Origin of the sequence: Paracoccus sp. (in: a-proteobacteria) (assembly GCF_039808215.1) — a bacterium.
GTDB lineage: Bacteria > Pseudomonadota > Alphaproteobacteria > Rhodobacterales > Rhodobacteraceae > Paracoccus.
In genome coordinates this window covers 1-5000 of the sequence record NZ_JBDHSP010000127.1, presented here as the reverse complement: position 1 = coordinate 5000, position 5000 = coordinate 1, and the positions used below count along the sequence as shown (strand labels likewise).

Sequence of the window (5000 nt, the reverse complement as noted above, 5' to 3'; positions counted from 1 at the left end):
AGATGCGCTCGCCCCGCGAGTTCATCGCAACTCAAACCGCAACCGCCTGAGTGTCCGGTGAAACGGGGGCAAGACCAATTGAAGCGTTCAATGCCATTCATCATGCCATAAAAAAACGGTGCTTGGCGATGCCAAATATCGCTTGACGGTGCCGAACGAAATCATAAAAAAACTCGCAGTGACGCGGGCTTAGGTGTGTTTTCATGCTACTCGGTGCCAGCCGATGCCAGACGCCCGATCACTCCCACTCGATTATTAACTGGCCGCATAACCATTTGAAAAAACGTCATTAAAAATATTTTTTGCAGCACTATGCCGTCAGCCATCCCGCCAAAACGGCCGGCTCTTGATATTGCTGCATTTTTCCGGGAAACCCCGAAATACCGTACTTTCGGGGACTATCGTCAAGCGATGGACGCAGGAAACAATCCGGTTCGGTCCGTGCATCCTGCCGATTTCACGACGCAGCCCTATCATCAATACCATCGACTGTCACGCGGACCGTGGCGCCTGAAGCGGAAGTGAGAACAAGACTATGCGGATCGCAATCGGCGTGGCGCTGCTGGGAGCGCTGACCATGGCGACAGCGGCCAAGGCCGATCCCTGCAAGGCCATTCCCGACCGTGGCCCGATGCCGTCGTATCTCCATCGCGGCGCGCATTTCTCCGGCCCCGTGGTCTATGTTGGAGACGGCGACTCCCTGTGCGTAGCCGTGGGCCAAGGGCCATCGAACTGGGTAGAGATACGACTGGAGGATTTTTACGCGTCCGAACTCCACTCCCCGGGCGGCCCCGCCGCCAAGCTCGCGCTGGAAAGGGTGGCCATGGGCCGAGACGCCGAGTGCGTCGCCAACCACCAGTCTTACGACCGTGTGGTCGCCACCTGCCGGATCAACGGGCGCTCGATCGGCAACATACTGAGGGCGGGCGGCGCTATCGCGGGCGGCAACGGATACGCCCGTCGCAAGCCTTAGTTTCTCATTTGACTGCGCTGTTCGCGCGGGCGGCTATGTCCGCGCATCGCGCCATGAGCGCCTCAAACGGCTCCGCGTCATCGAAGAGCAATCCATCCTCGACCATGCTGGCATAGTCGTCCTCGAGCGCCTTCGCACCATCGCCGACCGGCACGAGCTGCAAGCCGCCGTTGACGGCCGCCGCGTAGTCGATCGGCGTGCGGTCGGCGGCCTTCTCCGCGAAGAACATCGACTTGTGCCGGGCGACGGCGTTGGCCAGTTCGCGATCTGCGAATGCCGCTTCCGCGAAGCCGGCTTCATCCAACCTGACAACATCGTGCCAATGTCGCGCGAAGCGGTCGCCGCGCAGCCGTTCCTGGAGGCAGAAGACATGGATGGCGGTCGCCTTCTCCCAGAACGTCCGCTCGGCGTGCATGACGCGCGGCCGCGCTGTCGGGAATATCAGCCCGTCAATCAGGCCGGCCGCATCGCAGACGACGTCGCGCAGGCTCGCCGGTTCACCCGTCGAGCGCGCGCCGAACTCCAGCATCACGCTCGGAGCCACATAGCCGGACCCGGCTGCGGTCGCCTCATAGTCGATGAAGAGCTTGTCATCCTCGACGCGAACGACCGCCGCCAGACCCTCGGCGGCCAGCGCGGTCGTGATCACGGGCTGCACGGCCTCTGCGACCCACATCGGCAACCGCCGGCGGACCTCGCTTGACCAGCGCTTTTCCTCGCTTCGGGTTTTCGGCAGCCCCTCGCCATCGTCCCCGACCAGATCGGGCGCAATCGCCCGAATGTCGTAGGTCAGATCCACATCCTCCGAAAATCGGCGAATGACCTGATAGGCTTTCGACAGCGACGTGCCGCCCTTGAACACCAGATGCTCGCCGAGCGGCGCCGCGTAGAGAGTGGCCAGCGCCCACACCACCCACACATCCTTTTCGAGAAGATGGGTAGGACGGCCCGAACGGTCGGCAGCGACGCCCAACGCATCGCGCCGATCCTCGGCCGAAAGCTGGAGGAAGGCGTCAGCCATAGGCCGCCTTTCCGACGCTCTGCGCGAGCCATGTCGGAAGCTGCGGCGCGGCGGCGACCAGCTCGCCGAACACGCCGGGCGGCATCTTCCGCTTCAACGTCGTGAGCGCGGCTTCCGCTCTTTCCGGGCCGAGCCAGGCCAGCGCCCGCACAGCCTCCCCCGCCGGCCGGTTGGCCAGGGCCAGTTGCCAGCGCGGCGCGTGCCGCAATTCCACTACCTGCTTACCAAGGTGCATTTTCCGGCTGCGCCCGGAGGTCAGATAGACCGAGCGGACGGGCACCTGCGTCGTCAAGCCAAGGGCGTTCGCCGCAGCGGCGCCGTTCGAGACGATGATCTCCCCCTTCTGGGTGGCGAGCGCCTCGACAGCCTGTTCGACCGACGGCGTGCGCGCGCCGAACCGGCTGGCGATGGGACGCAGATAGACGCCACGACCGGCGCGGATGAGCTGCCCGCGCTCGGACAGACGCGACAACGCCTGATCCACGGCCGCCCGGTTGCCGAGGTGAAGCAGGCTCTTGGCGGACACGGGCGCGCCTTCGGGAAGCCCCGCCGCATGCGTCAGAATCTGTTCGGTCAGCCGTGTCATCGCCATTCTCCTGTTGGAAATATACGCGAGTTTCTGACACTTCTCAAGGAAACCCTTGGGACTGGCCGGATATGGGGAAAGCCTTCCCCTGCGGCCGAGCCGAGTCTCGGCCGACCCCTTCTGCGGGGAGACCCCGCAACGCCCCCAAGAGTGAGAGTGCGGACGGGTTTTCCGTGACGGGTTGAGGGCTGGGAGAGAGGCTCCCGGCGCCCGTCGCGGAGATCCGCGATGTCCAGAAGAACCGCACCTTCTCGCGCCGGCCAGGACCGGGCGAGCCTCTATGACGAAATCACCGACAAGATCATCGGCGAACTGGAGGCCGGGCGCGTGCCTTGGGTTCAGCCCTGGGGATCAGCCTCGGCCAAGGCTCCCCTCGCCATGCCGAGGAACGCGGCCACCGGCCGGCACTATTCGGGGATCAATGTCCTGATCCTCTGGGGCGCGGTGATCCAGCACGGCTTCCCCGGCCAGAGCTGGCTCACCTTCCGCCAGGCCCTGTCGCTTGGCGGCAACGTCCGGCGCGGCGAACACGGCACCACCGTCGTCTATGCCGACCGCTTCACGCCGGAGGACGAGAAGCGTCGCGCCCGCGAAACCGGCGAGGACGCCGCCGCGATCCCGTTCCTCAAGCGATTCACGGTGTTCAACGCGGCCCAATGCGACGGCCTGCCGGAGGATGTCGTCATTGTGGCGCCACCGCCTCTGCCCGGCCTTATCGAACCGCAGGTCGAGGCCCTGATCCAAGCGACGGGCATCGATTTCCGCATCGGCGGCGACCGCGCCTTCTACGCCCCGGCACCCGACTATGTGCAGGTGCCGCCACCGCAAGCGTATTTCGAGCCGATCAACTGGCATAGGACGGCCCTGCACGAGCTGGGGCACGCCACAGGCCACCCCTCGCGCCTGAACCGCGATTTCTCGGGCTCCTTCGGCTCGAAGAAATACGCATTCGAGGAGCTGGTCGCCGAGATCAATGCGGCCTTCTGCTGCGCCTCGCTCGGCATCACACCCACCGTCCGCCATGCTGATTATATCGGCTCCTGGCTCGAGGTGTTACGCGAGGACAATCGCGCCATCGTCCGCGCCGCCTCCCAGGCCAGCAAGGCGGCCGATTGGCTGCTCGGCTTCCTACCCGACGCCGATGTCGGCCTGACCGACGACGAACGGGAGGCGGCATGATGAACGCCCCCGTCTTTCCCGCGCTGGCGCCGACCGCCGAACAGCAGGCGTCCGTCCGCCTGCGTGTCCTCAGCCTGGGCGCCGGCGTCCAGTCCACCACGCTCGCCCTGATGGCTGCCCATGGCGAAGTCGGCCCTATGCCGGATTGCGCGATATTCGCCGATACCGGCTGGGAGCCGAAGGCCGTCTATGAGCATCTCGCCTGGCTGCGATCGCCCAACGTCCTGCCCTTCCCGGTCCACATCGTCTCAGCCGGAGATCTGCGCACCGACCTTCTCGCCGGTGCGCGCGGCGAACGATGGGCCTCGATCCCGGCCTTCACCCGCACCGTGACGCCGGCAGGCGCGGAACTGCCCGTCTATGACGAGGACGAGAACGGCGATCTCATCGCCGTCGGCTCCCGCATCCTGCCGACCGAACGGGTGGGTGTCGGCATGATCCGCCGCCAATGCACCGGCGACTACAAGATCGCGCCCATCCGTCGGAAGGTCCGCCTACTGCTCGGCATCGCCGGTCGGCGGTCGCCAAAGGTGCCCATCGCCGAACAGTGGATCGGAATCTCGTTCGACGAGGTGCTGCGCATGAAGCCTTCGTTCGAGCCGTGGCAGGCCAACCGCTGGCCGCTGGTCGAGCAAGGCATGACCCGCCGGGACTGCCTGCGCTGGCTGGAGCGACACGATTACCCCCCACCGCCCAAGAGCGCGTGCATCGGTTGCCCGTTCCATTCCGACGATCATTGGCGGCGGATGCGCGACCGCGATCCCGAGGCTTGGGCCGATGCCGTGTCGGTGGACGCCGCCAGAGCATCCAGCTTGGCGCGCAGGTCCAGCACCTGATTGGGGTCGGTCACCGCCTCAAGCTCGGCGGTCTCGTAATAGGTCTTGAAGGCGGTCAGGATATCCTCGGCGCTGTCGGTGAAGTCGAGAACATAGGTCGTGTTCTTGACCAGCCCGCCCGACTGCCACGCCCGGTTCAGCCGCGACAGGGTCTGCACCGCCTGAATGCCCGCCAGCCGGCGGTCGATATACATGCCGCAGAGCAGCGGCTGATCGAAGCCGGTCTGGAACTTGTTCGCCACGATCAGAACGTGGAAGTTGGGTCCCTTGAAGGTCTCGCGGATGTCGCCCTTCAGGCCCGGGTTCAGCGCCTTCGAGGTCTCCGAGAACGAGAGTGTCAGGTCTTCTGTGTATCGCTGATCCGGTCCATGCTTCCTGAGAGGAGCAAGGACGATGACGATTTCC

General features: G+C 65.2%; 5 protein-coding genes and 1 pseudogene. 3 read left to right on the top strand and 3 right to left on the bottom strand.

What is annotated here, in order from left to right:
- The first annotated feature begins 535 nt into the window (after window positions 1-535).
- Window positions 536-973 (top strand): hypothetical protein, encoded by a 438-nt coding sequence (locus WMK75_RS18300; protein ID WP_347269016.1) that lies wholly within the window; start codon window positions 536-538, stop codon window positions 971-973.
- Window positions 974-977: 4 nt separating this feature from the next.
- Here the strand turns inward: WMK75_RS18300 and WMK75_RS18295 are convergent, their stop codons facing one another.
- Together WMK75_RS18295 and WMK75_RS18290 are read right to left on the bottom strand one after the other, a co-directional pair.
- The gene (locus tag WMK75_RS18295; RefSeq protein WP_347269015.1) at window positions 978-1994 is read right to left on the bottom strand and encodes a nucleotidyl transferase AbiEii/AbiGii toxin family protein; all 1017 of its coding nucleotides are present in this window, start codon (window positions 1992-1994) and stop codon (window positions 978-980) included.
- On the bottom strand, window positions 1987-2580 hold the full coding sequence (locus WMK75_RS18290; RefSeq protein WP_347269014.1) for a DUF6088 family protein: 594 nt from the start codon (window positions 2578-2580) through the stop codon (window positions 1987-1989). Before WMK75_RS18290 ends, WMK75_RS18295 begins: the two co-directional genes overlap by 8 nt.
- Before the next feature lie 228 nt (window positions 2581-2808).
- Between WMK75_RS18290 and WMK75_RS18285 the strand changes: the two genes are divergently transcribed.
- Window positions 2809-3759 (top strand): zincin-like metallopeptidase domain-containing protein, encoded by a 951-nt coding sequence (locus WMK75_RS18285; protein WP_347269013.1) that lies wholly within the window; start codon window positions 2809-2811, stop codon window positions 3757-3759.
- A complete protein-coding gene (locus tag WMK75_RS18280) occupies window positions 3756-4595 on the top strand; it encodes a hypothetical protein (protein WP_347269012.1) in 840 nt (279 codons plus the stop codon). Before WMK75_RS18285 ends, WMK75_RS18280 begins: the two co-directional genes overlap by 4 nt.
- Here the strand turns inward: WMK75_RS18280 and WMK75_RS18275 are convergent.
- Window positions 4493-5000: pseudogene (locus WMK75_RS18275) on the bottom strand (hypothetical protein); the annotation flags it as partial. The gene WMK75_RS18280 and the pseudogene WMK75_RS18275 overlap by 103 nt on opposite strands.